Raw genomic sequence first — 21,706 nt, forward strand, 5'->3', positions numbered from 1 at the left:
ACCGCACGTCCGCGCCCGGCCGGTGAGCCGAACGGGTGACACACGCACGCACCGAGGCCCGCACCCCGGAGGGTGCGGGCCTCGGCCGCCGGATCAGGCCCTGGCGGTGGCGCTCACGCGGTGGTGGCGGTCATGCGGTGGTGGCGATCACGCGCCGACGGCGTGCAGACCGCCGTCCACGTGGATGATCTCGCCGGTGGTCTTCGGGAACCAGTCGCTCAGCAGGGCGACCACACCGCGGCCGGCCGGCTCCGGGTCCTTCAGGTCCCACTCCAGGGGGGAGCGGTTGTCCCACACCGAGGCCAGCTCCGCGAAGCCCGGGATGGACTTGGCGGCCATGGAGCCGATCGGGCCCGCGGAGATGAGGTTGCAGCGGATGTTCTGCTTGCCCAGGTCGCGTGCCATATAGCGGCTGGTCGCCTCCAGGGCGGCCTTGGCCGGGCCCATCCAGTCGTACTGCGGCCAGGCGAAGGAAGCGTCGAAGGTGAGGCCGACAACCGAGCCGCCGTTCTGCATCAGCGGCAGGCAGGCCATGGTCAGCGACTTCAGGGAGAACGCCGAGACGTGCATGGCCGTGGCGACCGACTCGAACGGCGTGTTGAGGAAGTTGCCGCCGAGCGCGTCCTGCGGGGCGAAGCCGATGGAGTGGACGACGCCGTCGAGGCCGCCGAGCTCCTCGCCCACCACGTCGGCCAGCCGCGCGAGGTGCTCGTCGTTGGTCACGTCGAGCTCGATGACCTTGGTGGGCTTGGGCAGCTTCTTGGCGATGCGCTCGGTGAGCGTGGGCCGCGGGAACGCGGTCAGGATGATCTCGGCACCCTGCTCCTGGGCCAGCTTGGCGGTGTGGAAGGCGATGGAGGACTCCATCAGCACACCGGTGATCAGGACGCGCTTGCCCTCGAGAATTCCGCTCATGGTGATCAGTGACCCATTCCCAGTCCGCCGTCAACAGGGATGACGGCTCCAGTGATGTACGAGGCGTCGTCCGAGGCGAGGAACCGCACCGTCGCGGCGATCTCCTCGGGCTGGGCGTACCTGCCGAGCGGCACCTGCGCCATGATGTTGGCGCGCTGCTCGTCGGTGAGTGCCTGTGTCATGTCGGTGTCGACAAAGCCGGGCGCGACGACGTTGAACGTGATGTTGCGCGAGCCCAGCTCACGGGCGAGGGAGCGCGCGAAGCCGACCAGGCCGGCCTTGGACGCGGCGTAGTTCGCCTGGCCGGGGCCGCCGTACAGCCCGACGACCGACGAGATGAGGACGACGCGGCCCTTCTTGGCGCGGAGCATGCCGCGGTTGGCACGCTTCACCACGCGGAAGGTGCCGGTGAGGTTGGTGTCGATGACCGAGGTGAAGTCCTCCTCGGACATGCGCATCAGGAGCTGGTCCTTGGTGATGCCGGCGTTGGCGACAAGGACCTCGACGGGGCCGTGCTCGGCCTCGATCTCCTTGTAGGCCTGCTCCACCTGCTCGGCGTCGGTGATGTCGCACTTGACGGCGAGGCAACCCAAGTCCGTCAGGGCGGCCGGCGGCTCACCCGAGCGGTATGTGATCGCGACCTTGTCGCCGGCGTCGGCGAAAGCGCGGGCGATGGCGAGGCCGATGCCCCGGTTGCCTCCGGTGACGAGAACCGAGCGGCTCAACGGATCACCCTTTCGATAGCGGTCTGACTCACCCGCCCGAACAGCTGGATGACAGGCGGCTTCATCGAAAACCTATCGGTACCGGGCCGTCCGTGGACAAGCGGGCACCGACAGTGGCGTGCGGGAGTCGCTGTCGGATCCCTACAGTTTCGTCCGGCTGCGGCGCGCCGGAGATCGCCCGGAGGCCCGGGCTGCCGTTCCGTCGGCGGGACACCGCGCGTGACACGGCTCGTCGACGCATGGAGGCCGGCCTGAAAATCGCTCCCCGCGGCTCTTCAGCGCGTCATAATGCCACCTCATGATCACAGTGGGTACGCGGTCGGGTTTGGGGCGTCGTGTCGATATCCGGGGCGACCCCGACGCGGCCGCGCGACATACTTCACTGGCGCTTCACCGGCGCATCCACCTGCTAGCGCCGCTTGAGCAGACTTGAGCAGAAGAGAACTCAACGACTTGGGGGAGCCTCCTGTGGCCCACGGAATCGATCCGACATTTCTGGCGCTACCCCTACGCGCCCTGGCCGACGCGGCGCTGGCACGCGCGCGTGCGCTCGGGGCCGAGCATGCCGACTTCCGGTTCGAGCGGGTGCGCAGCGCGTCCTGGCGGTTCAGGGACGCCAAGCCGGCCGGATCGTCGGACACCACCGACCTCGGATACGCCGTACGGGTCGTGCACGGCGGCACCTGGGGCTTCGCGTCGGGCGTGGACCTGACCCTCGACGCCGCGGCCAAGGTCGCCTCGCAGGCCGTGGCGATGGCGAAGCTCTCCGCCCAGGTGATCAAGGCGGCCGGGTCCGAAGAGCGGGTCGAGCTCGCCGGCGAGCCGGTGCACACCGAGAAGACGTGGGTCTCCTCGTACGAGATCGATCCGTTCTCGGTGCCCGACGAGGAGAAGTCGGCGCTGCTGACGGACTGGAGCTCGCGGCTGCTGGCGGCGGACGGTGTCGATCACGTCGACGCGTCGCTGCTCACCGTGCACGAGAACAAGTTCTACGCCGACACCGCGGGGACCGTGACCACGCAGCAGCGGGTGCGGCTGCATCCGCAGCTGACCGCCGTGTCGGTCGACGAGTCGAGCGGTGAGTTCGACTCGATGCGGACGATCGCACCGCCGGTCGGGCGCGGCTGGGAGTACCTCACCGGCACCGGCTGGGACTGGGAGTCCGAGCTGGAGCAGATCCCGGAGCTGCTCGCCGAGAAGATGCGGGCGCCGAGCGTGAAGGCGGGCCTGTACGACCTGGTCGTGGACCCGTCCAACCTGTGGCTCACCATCCACGAGTCGATCGGCCACGCCACCGAGCTGGACCGGGCGCTCGGCTACGAGGCCGCGTACGCCGGCACCTCCTTCGCCACCTTCGACCAGCTGGGCAAACTCAGGTACGGCTCCGAGCAGATGAACGTCACCGGTGACCGCACCGCCGAGCACGGTCTGGCCACCGTCGGGTACGACGACGAGGGCGTGCAGGCGCAGTCCTGGGACCTGGTGAAGGACGGCACACTCGTCGGCTACCAGCTGGATCGCAGGATCGCGAAGCTGACCGGGTTCGACCGGTCCAACGGGTGCGCGTTCGCCGACTCTCCCGGGCACGTGCCCGTGCAGCGCATGGCCAACGTGTCGCTCCAGCCGGATCCGGCGGGGATGTCCACGGAGGACCTCATCGGGGGCGTGGACCGCGGTATCTATGTCGTCGGGGACCGGTCCTGGTCCATCGACATGCAGCGCTACAACTTCCAGTTCACCGGGCAGCGCTTCTTCAGGATCGAGAACGGGCGGATCACCGGTCAGCTGCGGGACGTCGCCTACCAGGCGACGACCACCGACTTCTGGGGCTCCATGGCGGCCGTAGGCGGCCCGCAGACGTACGTCCTGGGCGGTGCCTTCAACTGCGGCAAGGCCCAGCCCGGTCAGGTGGCCGCCGTGTCGCACGGGTGCCCCTCCGCCCTCTTCAAGGGCGTCAACATCCTCAACACCACCCAGGAGGCCGGTCGATGAGCGCGGGTACCAGCAAGGCGCACAAGCCGCACGAGATCGTCGAGCGCGCTCTGGAGCTGTCCCGGGCCGACGGGTGCGTCGTGATCGCCGACGAGCACTCGACCGCGAACCTGCGCTGGGCGGGGAACGCGCTGACCACCAACGGTGTCACGCGCGGGCGCACGCTCACCGTCGTCGCGACCGTGGACGGCAAGGAGGGCACGGCCTCCGGCGTCGTGTCCCGCTCGGCCGTGACGGCTGAGGAGCTGGAGCCGCTGGTCCGGGCCGCGGAGGCCGCCGCGCGCGGCGCCGGGCCCGCCGAGGACGCGCAGCCGCTGGTCACGGGCGTGCCTCAGTCGCCGGACTTCACGGACGCGCCCGCCGAGACCTCCTCCGCGGTGTTCGCGGACTTCGCCCCCGCGCTCGGCGAGGCCTTCGCACGCGCGCGTGCGGGCGGCCGTGAGCTGTACGGCTTCGCCAACCACGAGCTCGTCTCCACGTATGTGGGCACGTCGACGGGCCTGCGGCTGCGGCACGACCAGCCCAACGGCACGCTGGAGCTCAACGCCAAGTCCCCCGACCGTACGCGCTCGGCGTGGGCGGGGCGCTCCACCCGTGACTTCAAGGACGTCGACCCGGGCGCGCTCGACGCCGAGCTGGCCGTACGCCTCGGCTGGGCCGAGCGGCGCGTGGAGCTGCCCGCGGGCCGTTACGAGACGCTGCTCCCGCCGACCGCCGTGGCCGACCTCCTCATCTACCAGCTGTGGTCGGCTTCGGGCCGGGACGCGGCCGAGGGGCGGACGGTGTTCTCCAAGCCGGGCGGCGGCACCCGCGTCGGCGAGAAGCTGACCGAGCTGCCGCTGACGCTGCGCAGCGACCCGAACGAGCCGGGCCTGGAGTCCGCGCCGTTCGTCGTCGCCCACTCCTCCGGTGGCGACCAGTCGGTGTTCGACAACGGGCTGCCGGTGGGCACCGTCGAGTGGGTCGGGAACGGCGAGCTGAAGCATCTGACGACCACCCGGCACAGCGCGGGTCTCACCGGGCTGCCGGTGGCCCCGGCCGGCGGGAACCTGATCCTGGACGGCGGCGAGGACCGCTCCCTGGAGGAGATGGTCGCCGCCACCGAGCGGGGACTGCTGCTGACCTGCCTGTGGTACATCCGTGAGGTCGACCCGGCGACGCTGCTGCTGACGGGTCTGACCCGGGACGGCGTGTACCTCGTCGAGAACGGCGAGGTGACCGGCGAGGTGAACAACTTCCGGTTCAACGAGTCCCCGGTGGACCTGCTGGGGCGGGCGACGGAGGCCGGGCGCACGGAAAAGACGCTGCCCAGGGAGTGGAGCGACTGGTTCACTAGGGCTGCGATGCCCGCGCTGAGGGTGCCGGACTTCAATATGAGCTCTGTCAGCCAGGGCGTATAACCTCGTACCTGATTACGAGACCACTCAAGGAGACAAGAGAACCGTGACGGACATCGTCGACGAGCTGACGTGGCGGGGGCTGATCGCCCTCTCCACGGACGAGGACGCATTGCGCAAGGCGTTCGCGGACGGTCCCGTCACGTTCTATTGCGGTTTCGACCCGACCGCGCCCAGCCTGCACCTCGGCAACCTCGTGCAGATCCTGACGATGCGGCGGATCCAGCAGGCGGGCAACCGTCCGCTGGGTCTGGTCGGCGGCGCCACGGGCCTGATCGGTGACCCGAAGCCGACGGCGGAGCGCACGCTGAACGACCCGGAGGTGGTGGCCGGCTGGGTGGCGCGGCTGCGCGGCCAGATCGAGAAGTTCCTGGACTTCGAGGGGCCGCACGCGGCGACCATGGTCAACAACCTGGACTGGACCCAGGGCCTGTCGGCCATCGACTTCCTGCGCGACATCGGCAAGCACTTCCGGGTCAACAAGATGATCTCGAAGGAGGCCGTCTCCCGGCGGCTGCACTCCGACGCGGGCATCAGCTACACCGAGTTCAGCTACCAGATCCTGCAGGGCATGGACTTCCTGGAGCTGTACCGGAGGTACGGCTGCACGCTGCAGACCGGCGGCAGCGACCAGTGGGGCAACCTCACTGCGGGCGCCGACCTGATCCACAAGGTCGAGCCGCACGTCGCGGTGCACGCGCTGGCCACGCCGCTGATCACCAAGGCGGACGGCACCAAGTTCGGCAAGACGGAGTCCGGCACGGTCTGGCTCGACCCGGAGCTCACCACGCCGTACGCCTTCTACCAGTTCTGGCTGAACGCCGACGACCGGGACGTCTCCAAGTTCCTGCGCATCTTCAGCTTCAGGTCCCGTGAGGAGATCGAGGAGCTGGAGAAGCAGACCGAGGAGCGTCCGCAGGCGCGGGCCGCGCAGCGGGCGCTGGCCGAGGAGCTGACGACACTGGTGCACGGCGCCGACCAGACGGCCGCCGTGATCGCCGCGTCCAAGGCGCTGTTCGGCCAGGGCGAGCTTGCGGACCTCGATGGGAAGACGCTGGCCGCGGCCCTGTCCGAGGTGCCGCACATCCAGGTCGCCGAGCTCGGCCCGGTCGTGGACCTGTTCGCCGAGGTCGGCCTGGTTCCCAGCAAGTCGGCCGCGCGGCGCACGGTCAAGGAGGGCGGTGCCTACGTGAACAACGCGAAGATCACCGCCGAGGACGCGGTCCCCGCCAAGGAGGACCTGCTCCACGGCCGCTGGCTGGTGCTGCGCCGGGGCAAGAAGAACCTGGCCGCGGTCGAGGTCACGACCGCGTGAGACAGGACGATGGGCGGCTTCCCGAAAGGGGAGCCGCCCATCGTCGTGTCTGCCGTCGTGTCTGCCGTCGGACCGCGCCTGCCGTCAGACCCGCTGCTTCTTGCTGCCCCACAGCGCCATGTACGCCATGTCGCCGAGGGCGACGATGACGATCGCGGCGATGAGCTGGAAGAGATGCCGGGTCCAGTCGATGCCCCGGGTCTCCGCGACGCCGAACGCCGCGGCGATCGCGTTGCCGGCGACGGCGCCCAGAATGCCGAAGATCGTGACCAGCCAGAGGGGGCTGTGCTGCTTGCCGGGGATGATCGCCTTGGCGATCAGACCCAGCACGAATCCCACGATGATCGCCCACAACCAGCCCATGGCTGCCTCCTCGTCCGGATAGACGTGAGCATTACGGTCAGTGTCGGGCCGTCCGCCGTACGGCGCATGTCGGGTACGGCCATGCGGTGTACGCACGTACGGAGCACGGCGCAGGATGTTCGCCCAGGCAGGAGGCGACCCGGTCTCGAAGGCGACGCAGGCGCGGCGTAACGTTGAAACCGTCCCCGGCTCGGTTTCCCCGACCGCGCGGGGAGCGTTGGTGGGCCGGGCGGAGTCCGATGCGGGCGGATGGTGGAATGTGATGCGGAAGCAGCACGGCGGAGGCAACGCCCAGGTGTTCCGGATCACCGGAGCCCGGACGGGCCTGGCCGAGGACGTGCGCGGTCGGCAGCGCCGGTACATCATCTCGATGTCGGTGCGCACCGTCTCGGTGATCCTCGCGGCCACGCTGTGGAACGTCGAACGGCACGTCGCGATCGTGGCGCTGGTACTCGGGGCGCTCCTCCCCTATGTCGCCGTGGTGATCGCCAACGCGGGCCGGGAGCGGCCGCCGTCCCTCCCGTCGACCTTCGTGAGCGCGCCGACGCGGCCGATGATCACGCCGCCCCGCGAGGAGGACACGCACACGGAACCCGTCCCGGAGGACGCGATGAGCGATCCGGCGGCGGGGGTGCGTGGAGAGCGGCCCGACCCTGCGTGACCATCGCGGATGTCCGGTAAACGGATGGCGACTCCGCACCAAGCTCAAGAAAAGCTCAGATCAATCGTGCAGTTCCAGTGCCGGGCGACGGGTTACCCGTGACATACTGCGTACGCGCTCCGCATCCCCCGTCGGAGCGACGGACCGACGCCGGGCAGCTCCCCCCGTGGCTGCTCGGCGTCGCCTTGTTTGCAGTGCTTCTGAACGCTTTCCCTGTGAGACGAACCCGTGAGTGACGAGACCCCGATCTGCTCCGCCAAGGGCTGCCGCGCCGATGCCGTGTGGGTGCTCGCGTGGAACAACCCGAAGATCCACACACCGGAGCGGCGCAAGACGTGGCTCGCCTGCGAGGAGCACCGCGAGCATCTGTCGCAGTTCCTCGGTGTACGGGGGTTCCTGAAGGACGTCGTCCTGCTGACCGAGTGGGAGTCGGCCGAGGGGGCCTAGGTTCCGGACAGGACCTGCCTAGGTTTTGGACAGAACCTAGCCGCCGATCGCCGACATCGGTCGATCGGGCTGCAAGAATGACGGGTCGTCCAGACCGGATCCGGCCTTCTTGCCCCACATCGCCAGCCGCCAGATGCGGGCGATCTCCTCGTCGGGCGCACCGGAGCGCAGGGCGGCGCGCAGGTCCGTCTCCTCCGTGGCGAACAGGCACGTCCGTATCTGGCCGTCGGCCGTGAGGCGGGTGCGGTCGCAGGCGGCGCAGAACGGGCGGGTGACGGAGGCGATGACGCCGACGCGGTACGGGCCGCCGTCGACCAGCCAGCGTTCGGCCGGTGCCGAGCCGCGCTCCGCCTCGCCCTCGGGCGCCAGGTCGAAGCGGGTGCGCAGGGAGGCCAGGATGTCCGCGGCCGTCACCATGCCCTCGCGCTTCCAGCCGTGCTGGGCGTCGAGGGGCATCTGCTCGATGAAGCGGAGCTCGTACTCGTGCTCCATCGCCCAGGCCAGGAGGTCCGGGGCCTCGTCCTGATTGAGGCCCGGCATCAGGACCGTGTTGATCTTGACGGGTGTGAGGCCTGCCTCGTGGGCGGTCTGGAGACCCTCAATGACGTCCTTGTGGCGGTCCCGTCGGCTGAGTGCCTTGAAGACGTCCGGGCGGAGGGTGTCGAGGGAGACGTTGACCCGGTCCAGGCCGGCCGCCTTCAGGGCACCCGCGGTGCGCTTGAGGCCGATGCCGTTGGTGGTGAGGGACGTCTGGGGGCGCGGCTCAAGGGCGGCGACACGCTCGACGATGCCGACCAGGCCGGGGCGGAGCAGGGGCTCGCCGCCGGTGAAGCGGACCTCCTCGATGCCCAGCGTCCGGACCGCGATGTCGATCAGGCGGACGATCTCGTCGTCCGTGAGCAGGTCGGACTTGGCCAGCCACTGCAGTCCCTCCTCGGGCATGCAGTAGGTGCAGCGCAGGTTGCACCGGTCGGTGAGGGACACCCTCAGGTCGGTGGCCACTCGGCCGTAGGTGTCGATGAGCACGTGGCCCCCTCCCTCGTTCCGGATCACTCGTCTTCCGTCACTTGCGAGCCTACGCGACACCACCGACATCGACCGACGCCCGATCCCACTACGTACGACGCGGCCGCGTCGTAGTTCCCTACGACGCGGCCGTCCGTACGGGCCTCCCGGCACTCCGTCAGTGCGCTCCGGTGCCGGTCAGGGACCGTACCTCCAGCTCCGCGTACTTGGCGGTGTCCGGTGCCTCCTTCGACAGGAGGGTGCCGACGACTCCGAGCAGGAAGCCGACCGGGATCGAGATGATGCCCGGGTTCTCCAGCGGGAACCAGTGGAAGTCGGCGTCCGGGAACATCGAGGTCGGCTTGCCGGAGACGACCGGCGAGAACAGGACGAGTCCGACGGCGGTGACCAGGCCGCCGTAGATCGACCACAGGGCGCCGGACGTGGTGAACCTCTTCCAGAAGAGGCTGTAGAGGATCGTCGGCAGGTTGGCGGAGGCGGCGACCGCGAAGGCCAGGGCCACCAGGCCGGCCACATTCAGGTCGCGGGCCAGGGCGCCCAGCAGGATGGAGACGGCGCCGATGCCGACGGTGGCGTACCGGGCCGCGTTGATCTCCTGCTTCTCGGTGGCCTGCCCCTTCTTGATGACGTTGGCGTAGATGTCGTGGGCGAAGGACGAGGACGAGGCCAGGGTGAGGCCCGCGACGACCGCGAGGATCGTGGCGAAGGCGACCGCGGAGATGGTGGCCAGCAGGATCGCGCCCCAGTTGGAGTCCACCCCGCCCAGGTGCAGGGCCAGGAGCGGGGCCGCCGTGTTGCCCGCCTTGTTGGAGGCGATGATCTCCTCCGGTTTGATCAGCGCGGCGGCGCCGAAGCCGAGGGCGAGGGTCATCAGGTAGAAGGCGCCGATCAGGCCGATCGCCCAGATGACCGACTTACGGGCGGCCTTGGCGGTGGGCACGGTGTAGAAGCGGATCAGGATGTGCGGCAGGCCAGCGGTGCCCAGGACCAGAGCGAGGCTGAGCGAGATGAAGTCCAGCTTGGTGGTGCCCGTCGCGCCGTACTTCAGGCCGGGCTCCAGGAAGGGGGCGCCCTTGCCGCTGTTGTCGGCGGCCTTGCCGAGCAGATCGGAGACGTTGAAATGGAACTTCAGCAGGACCAGGAAGGTCAGCAGCAGCGCGCCGGCGATGAGGAGCACGGCCTTGACCATCTGGACCCAGGTGGTGCCCTTCATGCCGCCGATGGTGACGTACACGATCATCAGGACGCCGACGAGGGCGACGATACCGATCTTGCCGCCGTCGCTGGTGATGCCGAGCAGCAGGGAGACCAGGACGCCCGCGCCCGCCATCTGCGCCAGCAGGTAGAAGATCGACACGACGATCGTGGACGTGCCCGCGGCCGTACGTACCGGGCGCTGGCGCATCCGGTACGCCAGCACGTCACCCATCGTGTAGCGCCCGGAGTTGCGCAGCGGCTCGGCGACCAGGAGCAGGGCGACCAGCCAGGCGACCAGGAAGCCGATGGAGTACAGGAAGCCGTCGTAGCCGAAGAGGGCGATGGCGCCCGCGATGCCGAGGAAGGACGCCGCGGACATGTAGTCGCCGGAGACGGCGAGGCCGTTCTGGAAGCCGGTGAACTGCCGTCCGCCGGCGTAGAAGTCGGCGGCGTCCTTGGTCTGGCGGCCCGCCCAGACCGTGATGACGAGGGTCGCGGCGACGAACACCGCGAACAGGGAGATGATCAGCGGCCGGTGCTCACTGGCCTCGCCGGCGGCCAGCACACTGTGCACACTCTGCTGCGCGATGCTCATGCGCCGCCCTCCATCCGGGACTTGATGGCCTCGGCCTTGGGGTCGAGCTCGGCGGCGGCGTGCCGCGAGTACCACCAGGCGATGAGGAAAGTGGTGAGGAACTGGGCGAGGCCCAGGACCAGGGCCACGTTGATGTTGCCGACCACCTTGGTGCCCATGAAGTCGCCCGCGTAGTTGGAGAGCAGGACGTACAGCAGGTACCAGGCGATGAACGCGACGGTCAGCGGGAAGGCGAAGGAGCGGTACGAGCGGCGCAGATCACCGAACTCCGCGCTCTGCTGCACCTCGGCGAACTCCTCGGCTGAAGGGAGTTGGGCTTGCGCTTTCGAGGGGGGCGGTGTCTCGGTAGCCACGGAGTCTCCTCGAGTTACGGGCTCAATTGTGACGGAGAGCACATCGTCCTTGTGCTTCCTGCCCAAGGTCACGGCGCCACGCGAGGGGTGGTTCAACTGCCCCGACTTCTTTCGGAACTCGGCCGGGGAAGATAGCTTCGCCCTGCACCACCCGTCATGTACCCGCCCGAGCACCACCTGTGCCCGGGCGGTTTCGTTTCAGGATGATGTGGAGATCCCATGGCTCATCTGCGCTCCAGACGCCGGCTCGCTCTCGCCGTGCCGGTCGTACTGTCGCTGACCGCTTCGCTCGGTTTCCTGCCGTCCGGGGCCTCGGCGCTCCCGCTGACGAGCACCGCGGCCCAGGCGGCCGACGGCCCGAACCTCGCCTACGTGGTCAACACCAGGCTGGACCAGCGCACGATCGCGTCGGTGCAGAAGGCGATCACGGCGCACGGCGGCTCGATCGTGGTGACGTACGACCGGATCGGCGTGATCGTCGTCCATTCGTCGAACCCGGACTTCGGCAAGGAGATACGCGCGGTCCGCGGGGTGCAGTCCGCCGGTGCCACGCGGACGGCGCCGCTCAGCGCCGCGGGCACGACCGACGAGGGCGCGGTGCAGGTCCTGTCGAAGGCCGAGGCCGCGAAGGTCGCGCAGAGTTCGGCGTCCGGGGAGGAGCCCCTTGAGGCCGACCAGTGGGACCTTCGGGCGATCGGCGCCGACAAGGCGGCCGGAATCAACCCCGGCAGCAGGAACGTGACCGTCGGCATCATCGACACCGGCGTCGACGACACCCACCCGGACATCGCCCCGAACTTCTCCGCCTCCCAGTCGGCGAACTGCGTGAGCGGCAAGGCGGACACGACGTACGGCGCCTGGCGGCCGGCGGACGCCAACCATTACCACGGCACGCACGTGGCGGGCGAGATAGCCGCGGCCCGCAACGGCATAGGTGTGGCGGGTGTCGCGCCCGGCGTGAAGGTATCGAGCATCACCGTCGCCCAGCCCGACTCGACGCAGCTGTTCTACCCGGAGAGCGTCGTCTGCGCCTTCGTGTTCGCCGCCGACCACGGCGTGGAGATCACCAATAACAGTTACTACGTTGATCCGTGGCTGTACAACTGCATGGACGACCCCGATCAACGTGCCATCGTTGACGCGGTCAACAGGGCTCAGCTGTACGCCCAGCACAAGGGCACGCTCAATGTCGCCTCGGCGGGCAACTCCAACGACGACCTCGACTCGGACGCCCTCGTCGACGACTCCAGCCCCGACGACTCGACCGCCGCGTCCCGGACGGTCGACCCGCACAAGTGCTTCGACGTGCCGACCCAGCTGCCCGGCGTGGTCACCGTGAGCGCGGTGGGCGTCAAGGGCGCCAAGTCGTACTACTCCAGCTACGGCAACGGCGTCGTCGACGTCGCGGGCCCGGGCGGCGACAAGTACCAGATCCCGGACACGCCGTCGAAGAACGGCCGCATCCTGTCGACGCTGCCGAACAACCAGTACGGCTTCCTCCAGGGCACCTCCATGGCCTCCCCGCACGTGGCCGCCGTGGCCGCGCTGCTGAAGTCCGCCCATCCGCACGCCACCCCGGCCCAGCTGCAGGCGCTGCTCAAGGCCGAGGCGGACAACCCGGGCTGCCCGACGGACCCGTACGACGGCGACGGCGACGGAGTCGTGGACGCGACCTGCGTGGGCGGCAAGCGCGTCAACGGCTTCTACGGTTTCGGTGTCGTCAACGCGCTGACCGCGGTGACCAAGTAGGGATTTGACACAGGTGAGCGGGCCGGGCACGTGTCCGGCCCGCTCACCTGTGCGGGATGATCCGCGCCATGGACCTGTACCGAGACCCGACGGCCTGGGCACCCGAACCGGTCAGGCCCCGGCGCCAGTTGGTGCTCCGCTTCGCCGCGACCGTCGCGTATCTGCCCTCCTGGTGCGTCACCTGGCCCTCGCGCAGGGATGGGAACTGCGCTTCTCGGCCGTGAGCGAGGCGGTACGTCTGGAGTGGGCCGTCCCCTCCAAGGTTGATTGAATCAATACTGCATAGTGCAGTCATGACTGGAATCAAGTTCGCATGGGACGCGGTGGGCGGCGATCCCGCCCTTCTCTCGCACGTCTCGACCGTCGTACGCCGGGGAGCGCTCGAAGCAAGGCTGCCCGTGCGGGAGTTGGCCCGCGCCTGTGTGGGCGCCTGCGCGCTGGCCGGCGCCGAACTGGGGGCGCGGCGGGCCGGGCTCGCCGAGGTGCCGGAGGTCCGGGTGGACGACGCGGCGGTGGCGGCCGCCTTCCACAGTGAGCGGCTGGTGCAGGTGGACGGGCGGGCACCGGTCGCCTTCGCGCCCCTGTCGCGATTCTGGCGGACCGCGGACGGCTGGGTGCGCACGCACGCCAACTATCCGCACCACCGGGCGCGGCTGCTGGGCGCGCTGGGACTGCCGGAGGGCGCCTCGGCCCCGGTGGAGGACGTCGCCGCCCGGTTCGCCGAGCGGTCCGCCCTGGAGGTGGAGGAGACCGTGTACGGCGCCGGAGGCCTCGCCGTCGCCCTGCGCACGCCCGAGGAGTGGGCCGCGCACGGGCAGTCCGCCGTGCTGGCGGAGCGGCCGCTGGTGGAGCGCGAACGGCTGGACCGGGCGCCCGCGCGGGTGTTCCCGCACGTCGGGGACAGCCCGCTGCTGCCGGCCGCCGGACTGCGCGTACTGGACCTGACCCGGGTCCTCGCGGGCCCGGTCGCCACCCGCACGCTCGCCCTGCTCGGCGCGGACGTGCTGCGCGTGGACGCCCCGCAGCTGCCCGAGCTCCCCGACCTGCACGCGGACACGGGCATCGGGAAGCGGTCGGCGACGCTGGACCTCACCACCGGCCGCGCGGCCTTCGAGGATCTGCTGGCCGGGGCGGACGTCGTGGTCACCGGCTACCGTCCGGGCGCCCTGGACCGGTTCGGGCTGTCCCCGCGGGCACTGGCCGAGCGGCGGCCGGGGCTGGTCGTGGCGCAGGTGTCGGCATGGGGCGCGTACGGGCCGTGGGGCGGGCGGCGGGGCTTCGACAGCCTGGTGCAGGTCGCGACCGGCATCGCGGCGATCGAGGGATCGGCCGGGCACCCCGGTGCCCTGCCCGCACAGGCCCTCGACCACGGCACGGGCTATCTGCTGGCGGCCGCGGTGCTGCGGGCGCTGACGGAGCAGTCCTACGACGGCGGCAGCCGGTTCGTGCGGCTGGCGCTGGCCCGGACCGGGGCCTGGCTGACGCACGGGATCGAGCACGGCGCGGCGGGCGACACCGCGTACGACGCGGCGGATCCCCGGCTCGCCGAACGGGACAGCGCGCTCGGACGGCTGCGGTACGCCCCGCCGCCGGTGTCCTTCGCCGGGGGGCCGGTCGACTGGGCACGGCCGCCGGTGCCCTGGGGGTCGGACGCACTGCGGTGGTGCTGAGCGCCGGGGTGGTCCTGAGCGCCGGGGTGGCCGGAAACGTACCAATGGGTGGAACGCCCGTCCCCCGGTTGCTTTCCTTTGCTTGCCCCGATTTGTGACCACTGGCGAGGATCCAGGGGTGACGTTGATACGACCGACCGCGAAGACGGACGGTGCGAGCCCGGCCGGCCGCCGGCCCGGAGCGCTCCGGGCCGGCGCCGTCCTGGCCCTGGTGGCCCTGGCCGCGCTGATATCCCTGCTCGGCCCGTCCGCCGCGCTGGACGGCACCGGTGAGGCCGCCGCGCCCGGCGTCGGCGGCATAGCCCTGCTGCGCACGGCGCTGTTCGCGGCGCTGTGCGTACCGGTGGGCGAGCTGTTCGTGGACCGGCTGGCCCGCCGGTTACCCGGCGCGCCTCCGGACACACCGCGCAGCTGGTCCGCGTACGCGGCGGCCGCCGGTCTCGTCGCCGCGCTCGGGCTCGCGTCGGTCGTGGCGACCGGCAATCTGGTGCCGCACAGCCTCTCCCAGATCGACGTCGGCGGGCTGTACGGCAGCCGTGACGGCGCGCTCGCGCTGGTGGAGGTCAACGCTTTCTTCGTGGCCGGTCTGTGCGCCCTCTCGCGCCGGCCCGCCCTCCAGGTCTGGCCGCTGGCCGCGGTCGTCCTCGCGGAGGCCCTGCGGGCACACCCCACGACGGAGCACGGCCCCCTGGTCGGATCGGGCCTGACACTCGTGCACCTGACGTGCGCGGCCCTGTGGGCGGGCGCCCTGCTGCGGGTGCTGCGGACGCTTCGGCTCTGGCGTGGGCGCGGCGACGAGGCCGGTGCCGGTGCCGCGCTGCTGGGGCTCTACGCGCGCGTGGCCGCCGTTCTGCTCGCGGCGATCACCGCCACCGGCGTGTGGAGCGCGCTGCGCCGGATGCCGGCGGACACGGTGCTGCACCAGCTGACGACGACGGCGTACGGCCGGGCCCTGTTCGCCAAGGTGATCCTCGTGGCCGCCGTCGCCCTGCTCGCGCTGTGGGCGCGGATCCGGCTGGGCCGGGCCCCCGACCCGCTGAGCGCGCACGTGCCCGCGCGGGCCGAGGTGGTCGTCCTCGGTGTGGTGGTCGCGGTGTCGGGCCTGCTGACGGCGCTGCCGCTGCCGATCCGCTGGTCCTGATCAGCCGTTGGTGACCAGCACCTTGAGCGCGGTGCGCTCGTCCATCGCCTTGTAGCCGTCCGGCACGCCCTCCAGGCCGACCGTCATGTCGAACACGGGCGACGGGTCGATGGTGCCCTCCAGGACGTCGGGCAGCAGCTCCGGGATGTACGCGCGGACCGGCGCGACGCCACCGCGCAGCGCGATGTTCCGGTCGAACATGACGCCGAGGTCGAGACCGGTGCCGCTGCCGTGGGGCACACCGACGAAGCCGATCGCGCCGCCGTCGCGGGTGATGCTGACCGCGGTACGCATGGACTGCTCGGTGCCGACCGCCTCGACGACGGCGTGCGCGCCCTGGCCGCGGGTGAGTTCGCGTACCGCCTCGACCGCCGCGTCCCCGCGCTCGGCGACGACGTCGGTGGCGCCGAAGGTACGCGCGATGTCGGTGCGGACCTGGTGGCGGCCGAGGGCGATGATCCGCTCGGCGCCGAGGCGCTTGGCGGCCAGCACCGCGCACAGGCCGACCGCTCCGTCCCCGACGACGGCCACGGTGGCGCCGGGCCGGGCGCCCGCGCCGAGGGCGGCGTGGTGGCCGGTGCCGAGCACGTCGGACAGGGTGAGCAGGGCGGACAGCAGGTGCTCGTCGGAGGCCGCGTCCTTGGGCAGCTGCACGAGGGTGCCGTCGGCGAACGGCACGCGCACGGCCTCGCCCTGGCCACCGTCGTAGCCGACGGAGCCCCAGAAGCCGCCGTGCTCGCAGGACGTCGTCAGGCCCTCGCGGCAGTAGTCGCACACGCCGTCGGACCACATGAACGGTGCGACGACCAGATCGCCGCGCCGGACGGTGCTCACCTCGGAGCCGGTCTCCTCGACGATGCCGAGGAACTCGTGGCCGATCCGCTGGCCCGGCTGCCGGGCCGCCTCGCCGCGGTACGCCCACAGGTCGCTGCCGCAGATGCAGGCGCGCAGCACCCGCACGACGGCGTCGGTGGGCAGCTGCACCACGGGCTCGGGAACGTCCTGCACCCGCATGTCGTACGGGGCGTGGATGGTGGTGGCGCGCATGGCGAGGGTCCTTCTCTGATCCGCGTTCGAGTGCGCTCAGGGGGTGGTCGAGCGCACTTCACCGTACGTCGTCGCGGACGCCGACCGCTCCCCGAGGGTGCTACACGCCGACCGCCCCCAGCAGGCTCCCCGCGGCATAGGTGACCCCCATGGCCAGCGCCCCGCCCGCCACGTTCCGCAGCACCGCCCGCCCTGGGTCGGCCGCGCCCAGCCGTGCGCTGCTCCAGCCGGTGAGGGCGAGCGCGGCCAGCACGGACACCACGGTGACCGGGAGCCGCAGGTGCGCCGGCGGCAGGACGATGGCGAGGAGCGGGAGCAGGGCGCCCACGGTGAAGGCCAGGAAGCTGGCCCACGCCGCGTGCCAGGGATTGGTCAGGTCGTCCGGATCGATACCGAGCTCCACGCGCGCGTGGGCCTTCAGGGCGTCCCGTTCCGTCAGCTGGACCGCGGCCTCCCGCGCCACGTCCCGGGACAGCCCGCGCCTCTCCAGCAACTCGGTCAGCTCCTCCAGTTCGGCCTCCGGCTGCTCCCGCAGCTCCCGCTTCTCCATGGCCAGCGCGGCCAGCTCCGAGTCGCGCTGCGTGGAGACGGACACGTACTCCCCCGCCGCCATCGACATCGACCCGGCGAGCAGCCCCGCCAGGCCCGCCGTCAGCAGGGCGGCCCGGGCGCCCGTCGCCCCGGCCACGCCGACGACGAGCCCCGCGGTGGACACGATGCCGTCGTTCGCGCCCAGTACCGCGGCCCGCAGCCAGTTCAGCCGGGAGCCGAGCGCGCCGCCGTGCGCCTCGTCATGGGTTGGTTCGGTCATATGACCGAGGATCGCACCCCTGATGTCACCAGACCCGTACCGACGCTCCCCGGGCGAACACCGGGCTCGTCGCGTCTGCGGGCGGCTCCGCCAAGGGCTCCGCCAGCTCCTCGACCGTGGGGCCCGCCTTCGCCGCGATCGGGTCGAGGAAGTCCAGGTCGAAGCCGTACACCCGGGCCGCGTTGCCCCCGAGCATCGCGGCGACCTCCTCCCGCGGCACGCCCGCGTACGCGAAGCGCAGGCCTTCCCGGGAGTAGGGGTAGGTGCCCTCGTCGTGCGGGTAGTCGCTGCCCCACATGATCTTGTCGAGGCCGATGCGGTCGCGGAGCGGTACCTCGTGCGGGCGCATGAAGCTCGCGCCGACGAAGCAGTTGTCGCGCCACACCCGGGACGGCGCCTCCCCCATGTCGGCGGCGAGGCCCGCGCCGAACCTGGCCTCCGCCGTGGCCGCCTTCGTCGCCGCCGCGATCATGCGGCCGTGGTAGTAGTCGAGCATGTCGAGCACGCCGGGGATCCAGCCCGAACCCTGCTCGGTCAGGACCAGCTTCAGCCCCGGGTGACGGCGGAAGGCACCGCCGAACACCAGGTGCCACAGCGCGCGGTGGGAGAACCATGTCGTCTCGACCATGAAGACCGCGCGGGCGGCCGGTTCGTCGCCGAGTGGCGGGGAGGCCGAGCCCGCGTGGTGGTTGACGGGGACGCCCAGCTCCTCGCAGACGGCCCAGATCGGGTCGTACGCCTTCGAGTACAGCTCGGGCAGGCCGGATCCCGGCGGGGTGCCCGGCAACATGGGGCCGCCCTTGAGGCCCGCCGCCACCGCCCACCGGATCTCCTTCACCGCCTCCTCCACGTCGTTCAGGAGGATCTGGAAGACCCCTGCCCGGCGGCCCGGCGCGGCGGCGCAGAAGTCCGCCAGCCAGCGGTTGTGGGCGCGCAGGCCCGCCCACCGCAGCTCGAACTCCCCCGCCGTCGGTGCCGGGGCCATCAGCGAGCCGGAGGGGAAGAACGGCGGGATGGTGTTCGGGAAGACGACCTCGGCGACGATGCCGTCCTCCTCCAGCTCCGCCACCCGCCGCTCGGAGTTCCAGTTCCGGTCGGCCGTGTCGGCGAGCAGGTCCTCGTACGGGTTGACGTACGTGGCGGCCCATATGTCGAACGCGTCGTGGTGGCGCTTCTCCAGGTACGGCTTGTAGTCCAGCAGATCGGCCCCCGCGTGGCAGTCGGCGGAGATCACCGTGTAGCGGTCGTCGTTCATGACGTCACCCCCAGGACCGGGAAGTCGTTGTCCGTCAGCCAGTGGCGGCCCACTTCGCGCGAGCGCGCCCAGGACGCCTCGACGGCCGCCTGGTCGTCCGGCTGGCCGAGGTCGGCGGGGGTGGGACCGATGCGGCGGGCCAGCGGCGTCAGCCTCTCGACGTCGAAGCCGAAGACGTCAGCCGCCGCCAGGCCCAGCATGCGGCGCGTCTCGGTCACCGGGATGTCGTGGAAGGTGCGCCGCAGCCACGCGCGCGTGTCGGGCCAGGTGCCCTCGGGGTGCGGGAAGTCGCTGCCCCACAGGATGTTGTCGACGCCGATCTCGTAGCGCTGGGCGAGTTCGCGGCGCTTGGTGTTCGTCGCGCAGACGAAGACCTGGCGGTCGAGGTACTCGTGCGGGGGGCGCCCGAGTTCCTCGAAGGGGGAGAGCTTCTTGCCGCCGTGCGCACCGAGGTAGAGCCGGTCCATGAACCACAGCAGGTTGGGCAGCCACCAGCAGCCCGACTCGGCGACACCGAACCTCAGGCCGGGGTGCCTCTCGAACACCCCCGACCACAGCAGGAACCAGAGCGGCCGCGCGGGCCACCAGGTGACCTCGGAGACGTAGATGCCCAGATGGTCGCCGTACTCGTGGCGCGGGGCGGCGCCGGAGTGGGTGACGACGGGCATCGCGCACTCGGCGGCCGCCGCCCACACGGGGTCGTAACGGCGGTCGTGGTACGGCTCCTTGTCGACCCACATGGAGGGGATCATCAGGGCGCCCAGGCCGGACTCCTTGGCCCGGTGGACCTCGGCGACGACGGCGGAGACCTCGCCGGTGATCGGCAACAGGGCGACTCCGCAGTGCCGTTCGGGGTTCTGCGACACGAACTCCGCCAGCCAGCGGTTGTGCGCCCGTGCACCCGCCAGGCCCAGCTCCGGGTTCTGGTCGCCGGAGAGGCCCAGGCCGACCCCGAAGGGCGCGGCCGTGCGGCTGTCGACGGCGTCGGCGTCCGGGAAGACCACCTCGGCGGCCACCCCGTCCCCGTCGAGCTCCTTCAGACGCTGTGCGGTGTCCCATCCCCCGCGCAAGCCCTCCTCGTTGTCCTGGAACCACTTGTTCGCGAACGCCTCGTTGCGGATGCCGAGCCGTGTCATCTCCTCACGGCGCCGGTCGCGGCCCGCGAGGAACTCGTCGAACTCCCGGTGGAACCGGGAGTCCAGATAGGGCCGGTACTCCTCGGTGGGCAGCCCGGCGTGGCAGTCGGAGGAGATGATCAGGTACGGGTCCTGGTTCGTCATCGGGGGTGCCTCCTCAGTCCAGGACGAAGCTCTCCAGGTACGACGGGTTCGCCCGGTCGAGCATCGACCGCGCCCGTGCCCGGATCTGTGCGTCGCTGTGCTCGCTCTCGGGCAGCAGCCAGAAGCGGTCCGCGCGGACGCCGTCCACGACGAGGTCCGCGACCTCCTCGACCGGTGTGAAGCGCACCTCACGTCCGGCCGCGCGCATCGCCGCCTCCCACTGGTCCAGGCTGCGGTACGGGGTCCTGCGCGGCCGCTGCTTGGCGTACCGGGCGGGCCGGTTGCGGTGCGACTCCCACAGGCCCGTGCGCAGCATGTGCGGCCCGGGGAAGAGCACCGACGCGCCCACGCGCGCGTGCTCGGCCTTCAGATGGGCGTACAGGGACTCGGTCATCGTGACGACGGCCGCCTTGGTGACGGCGTACACGGAGGCGGTGGGCAGCGGGGCGATGCCGCCGTCGCCGGAGGACGTGTTGACGACATGACCGGGCTCGCCCGAGGCGAGCATCCGCGGGACGAACGCCTGGATGCCGTGGAAGACGCCCCACACGTTGACCGCGAAGGCCCACTGCCAGTCGTTCGGCTCGTGCTCCCACATACGGCCCTCGGCACCCGAGCCGACCCCGGCGTTGTTGCACAGGACGTGGACCGCTCCGTACGTGGCGTACGCCGACTCCGCGAGGTCCAGGATCTGTTCGCGCTCCCCGACGTCGACCACGCGCGCGTGTGCCTCGGCGCCTTCCGCGCGCAGGTCCGACGCGGCCTTCTCCAGTGCGGCCTCCTCGACGTCGGCGAGGACCACCTTCAGTCCCTCCGCGGCGAACCGCCGGGCCATCGCCAGCCCGATGCCGCTCGCCGCTCCGGTGACGACGGCGACCTGTCCCGCTCGCAGGTCCATCAGAGGCTCCCCTCGGGAGGCGCGTCGAGAACCTGCAGAGGATCGTCGTAGCGCTGGTGGACGTACGGCAGCAGGGCCTGGGCGTCGACCCGTTCGACGACCCGGCCGCGCTGGTCGCTGGTCTTCTCCCCGAGGGTGACCTCCAGGAGACGGACGACGGGGAGGTCCGAGACCGGGTCGTGCCTGGACTCCCGCAGGACGACGTCCCCGGTGATCCGTTCCAGCCTGCGTACCTTCTCGTGGCGCACGCAATGCACGAGCACGGGGTCGGCGTCAAATCCGGAACCGTCCACCGCGGGGAGGAACTTGAAGTAGAAGTCGGTCTTCCGGGACGGCTCCGGCAGGGGCAGCTCGCCGGTCACCGCCCCGCGCACCTCCACGAAGGCGATGCCGTGCCGGGCGAGGGCGGCGCGTACGCCGAGGCCGTCGCGCTCCACGGTCACCTCGCCGAGCTTCTTGGGTTCCCCGAAGACCTCGCGGCCGCCGGTGAGGGCGCGCTCGTGGGTCATCGGCATGACGAGCGGATACCAGCCCTCCACCGAGTCGTGGGCGGCGGCGACCGAGAACGAACCGGCGCCGAGCGGGTATCCGGGCAGGTCGACCTTGCTGATGTTCACCCGGACGAGTGGTCGTGCCGCTGGTTTGAGCGGGGGTGGCAGGACCGCGGCGACCGCGTCCGGGTCGGTCTCCCAGACGGCCACCACGCCGGTGGACCAGATAGGGGGGAGCTTCGTGCTCGCGGTGCGCGCGGCGGTGATCTCCGCCTCGGTCCGTGCGCCGTACCGTACGCGTGCCATACGCCGTACCGCCCTTCCGTCGGCCGTCATCCGCCGGGCGGCAGCACGCTTGCACCGGGCGGTGAAAAGGTC

Annotated in this window: 20 protein-coding genes; 8 read left to right on the forward strand and 12 right to left on the reverse strand. The window is 71.0% G+C overall.

Translation table 11 applies throughout. From position 1 onward, the window contains the following. Positions 1 to 147: 147 nt before the first annotated feature. Both fabI and fabG read right to left on the reverse strand, forming a co-directional pair. Positions 148 to 915: an enoyl-ACP reductase FabI gene (gene fabI / locus ACIPSA_RS45725; RefSeq protein ID WP_402646776.1), complete on the reverse strand. Its 768-nt coding sequence runs from the start codon at positions 913 to 915 to the stop codon at positions 148 to 150. 5 nt (positions 916 to 920) lie between these two features. After that, the gene (fabG, locus tag ACIPSA_RS45730) at positions 921 to 1,640 is read right to left on the reverse strand and encodes a 3-oxoacyl-[acyl-carrier-protein] reductase (protein WP_402646778.1); all 720 of its coding nucleotides are present in this window, start codon (positions 1,638 to 1,640) and stop codon (positions 921 to 923) included. Between the two features lie 468 nt (positions 1,641 to 2,108). Here fabG and ACIPSA_RS45735 point away from each other — a divergent pair, with 468 nt between their 5' ends. Genes ACIPSA_RS45735 through tyrS form a run of 3 tightly spaced genes read left to right on the forward strand, consistent with a single transcriptional unit; the run spans position 2,109 to position 6,344 of the window. Continuing rightward, positions 2,109 to 3,632, forward strand: coding sequence for a TldD/PmbA family protein (locus ACIPSA_RS45735; RefSeq protein ID WP_402646780.1), 1,524 nt, complete (start codon positions 2,109 to 2,111; stop codon positions 3,630 to 3,632). Further along, complete coding sequence (locus tag ACIPSA_RS45740) at positions 3,629 to 5,032, forward strand: metallopeptidase TldD-related protein (RefSeq protein WP_402646782.1); 1,404 nt, start codon at positions 3,629 to 3,631, stop codon at positions 5,030 to 5,032. The genes ACIPSA_RS45735 and ACIPSA_RS45740 overlap by 4 nt, the downstream gene beginning before the upstream one ends. 43 nt (positions 5,033 to 5,075) lie before the next feature. Continuing rightward, positions 5,076 to 6,344: a tyrosine--tRNA ligase gene (tyrS, locus tag ACIPSA_RS45745; RefSeq protein WP_402646784.1), complete on the forward strand. Its 1,269-nt coding sequence runs from the start codon at positions 5,076 to 5,078 to the stop codon at positions 6,342 to 6,344. Between the two features lie 84 nt (positions 6,345 to 6,428). Here tyrS and ACIPSA_RS45750 read toward each other — a convergent pair whose 3' ends face one another. Then, positions 6,429 to 6,707, reverse strand: a complete 279-nt coding sequence (locus ACIPSA_RS45750; protein ID WP_402646787.1) for a GlsB/YeaQ/YmgE family stress response membrane protein — start codon at positions 6,705 to 6,707, stop codon at positions 6,429 to 6,431. A gap of 262 nt (positions 6,708 to 6,969) precedes the next feature. Between ACIPSA_RS45750 and ACIPSA_RS45755 the strand changes: the two genes are divergently transcribed. Both ACIPSA_RS45755 and ACIPSA_RS45760 read left to right on the forward strand, forming a co-directional pair. Continuing rightward, entirely contained in the window at positions 6,970 to 7,368 is a 399-nt protein-coding gene (locus ACIPSA_RS45755; RefSeq protein WP_402646788.1) for a DUF3099 domain-containing protein, read from the forward strand. Between the two features lie 228 nt (positions 7,369 to 7,596). Further along, on the forward strand, positions 7,597 to 7,815 hold the full coding sequence (locus tag ACIPSA_RS45760; protein ID WP_402646791.1) for a hypothetical protein: 219 nt from the start codon (positions 7,597 to 7,599) through the stop codon (positions 7,813 to 7,815). A gap of 36 nt (positions 7,816 to 7,851) precedes the next feature. Here ACIPSA_RS45760 and moaA read toward each other — a convergent pair whose 3' ends face one another. The 3 genes from moaA to ACIPSA_RS45775 form a co-directional block, all read right to left on the reverse strand. Next, positions 7,852 to 8,841 (reverse strand): GTP 3',8-cyclase MoaA, encoded by a 990-nt coding sequence (gene moaA / locus ACIPSA_RS45765; protein ID WP_402646793.1) that lies wholly within the window; start codon positions 8,839 to 8,841, stop codon positions 7,852 to 7,854. Between the two features lie 157 nt (positions 8,842 to 8,998). Next, positions 8,999 to 10,633 (reverse strand): cation acetate symporter, encoded by a 1,635-nt coding sequence (locus tag ACIPSA_RS45770; RefSeq protein WP_402646796.1) that lies wholly within the window; start codon positions 10,631 to 10,633, stop codon positions 8,999 to 9,001. Then, positions 10,630 to 10,986: a DUF485 domain-containing protein gene (locus ACIPSA_RS45775; protein WP_402646799.1), complete on the reverse strand. Its 357-nt coding sequence runs from the start codon at positions 10,984 to 10,986 to the stop codon at positions 10,630 to 10,632. Before ACIPSA_RS45775 ends, ACIPSA_RS45770 begins: the two co-directional genes overlap by 4 nt. Before the next feature lie 219 nt (positions 10,987 to 11,205). On the opposite strand from ACIPSA_RS45775, the gene ACIPSA_RS45780 reads away from it, so the two are divergent. The 3 genes from ACIPSA_RS45780 (at position 11,206) to ACIPSA_RS45790 (ending at position 15,546) form a co-directional block, all read left to right on the forward strand. Next, positions 11,206 to 12,735, forward strand: a complete 1,530-nt coding sequence (locus ACIPSA_RS45780) for a S8 family peptidase (RefSeq protein WP_402646801.1) — start codon at positions 11,206 to 11,208, stop codon at positions 12,733 to 12,735. Between the two features lie 293 nt (positions 12,736 to 13,028). Beyond that, a complete protein-coding gene (locus tag ACIPSA_RS45785) occupies positions 13,029 to 14,405 on the forward strand; it encodes a CoA transferase (protein ID WP_402646804.1) in 1,377 nt (458 codons plus the stop codon). Positions 14,406 to 14,523: 118 nt separating this feature from the next. Next, positions 14,524 to 15,546, forward strand: a complete 1,023-nt coding sequence (locus ACIPSA_RS45790) for a CopD family protein (protein ID WP_402646807.1) — start codon at positions 14,524 to 14,526, stop codon at positions 15,544 to 15,546. On the opposite strand, the gene ACIPSA_RS45795 is transcribed toward ACIPSA_RS45790, so the two are convergent. The 6 genes from ACIPSA_RS45795 to ACIPSA_RS45820 form a co-directional block, all read right to left on the reverse strand. Then, positions 15,547 to 16,593, reverse strand: a complete 1,047-nt coding sequence (locus ACIPSA_RS45795; RefSeq protein WP_402646809.1) for a zinc-dependent alcohol dehydrogenase family protein — start codon at positions 16,591 to 16,593, stop codon at positions 15,547 to 15,549. It lies immediately after the preceding gene. Positions 16,594 to 16,693: 100 nt separating this feature from the next. After that, positions 16,694 to 17,404, reverse strand: a complete 711-nt coding sequence (locus ACIPSA_RS45800) for a VIT family protein (RefSeq protein ID WP_402646812.1) — start codon at positions 17,402 to 17,404, stop codon at positions 16,694 to 16,696. A 25-nt stretch (positions 17,405 to 17,429) separates the two neighbouring features. Further along, positions 17,430 to 18,659, reverse strand: coding sequence for an amidohydrolase family protein (locus tag ACIPSA_RS45805; protein ID WP_402646815.1), 1,230 nt, complete (start codon positions 18,657 to 18,659; stop codon positions 17,430 to 17,432). Further along, positions 18,656 to 19,939 (reverse strand): amidohydrolase family protein, encoded by a 1,284-nt coding sequence (locus ACIPSA_RS45810; protein ID WP_402646816.1) that lies wholly within the window; start codon positions 19,937 to 19,939, stop codon positions 18,656 to 18,658. The genes ACIPSA_RS45805 and ACIPSA_RS45810 overlap by 4 nt, the downstream gene beginning before the upstream one ends. A 13-nt stretch (positions 19,940 to 19,952) precedes the next feature. Next, positions 19,953 to 20,837 carry an SDR family NAD(P)-dependent oxidoreductase gene (locus tag ACIPSA_RS45815; protein ID WP_402646819.1) on the reverse strand — a complete coding sequence of 295 codons (885 nt, stop codon included), beginning with the start codon at positions 20,835 to 20,837 and terminating at the stop codon, positions 19,953 to 19,955. After that, positions 20,837 to 21,634 (reverse strand): acetoacetate decarboxylase family protein, encoded by a 798-nt coding sequence (locus tag ACIPSA_RS45820; RefSeq protein ID WP_402646821.1) that lies wholly within the window; start codon positions 21,632 to 21,634, stop codon positions 20,837 to 20,839. The genes ACIPSA_RS45815 and ACIPSA_RS45820 overlap by 1 nt, the downstream gene beginning before the upstream one ends. Between the last annotated feature and the right edge of the window lie 72 nt (positions 21,635 to 21,706).

This window comes from Streptomyces sp. NPDC086549, assembly GCF_044746205.1.
GTDB lineage: Bacteria > Actinomycetota > Actinomycetes > Streptomycetales > Streptomycetaceae > Streptomyces.